This window comes from Halioglobus sp. HI00S01 (assembly GCF_001635445.1).
Lineage (GTDB): Bacteria > Pseudomonadota > Gammaproteobacteria > Pseudomonadales > Halieaceae > Halioglobus > Halioglobus japonicus.
Genome location: NZ_LWEE01000252.1, coordinates 1 through 254 on the forward strand (window position 1 = coordinate 1; position 254 = coordinate 254).

1 protein-coding gene is annotated in these 254 nt (G+C 53.9%); it reads right to left on the reverse strand.

Annotated features, from left to right (window positions below):
• Positions 1–2: 2 nt before the first annotated feature.
• On the reverse strand, positions 3–254 hold a 252-nt coding region (locus A3709_RS17410), incomplete at its 5' end, for a PqqD family peptide modification chaperone (RefSeq protein WP_066057496.1).

Below are 254 nucleotides of genomic sequence, written 5' to 3' on the forward strand. Positions count from 1 at the left end.
TGTCATGACTCAGCCTGTTGGCTCACCAGCTCCTGTGCCTGCAATTCAGCGATAAAATGCGCTATATCGTCAGACGCCCTGGAAAACGTCACTTCGTAATTTGCAGAGACAGAGGTGGCCAGTTGAGCGATCGTAGCGCCCGCCTTTAATTGTTCGAGTAATTCAAGGCCCAGTTCATTTACCACGACAATCTGGTCGCGATCGAGCTGAATAACAACCCCTGCGCCAGCTACCGCACGGTACCTGGCGCGGGG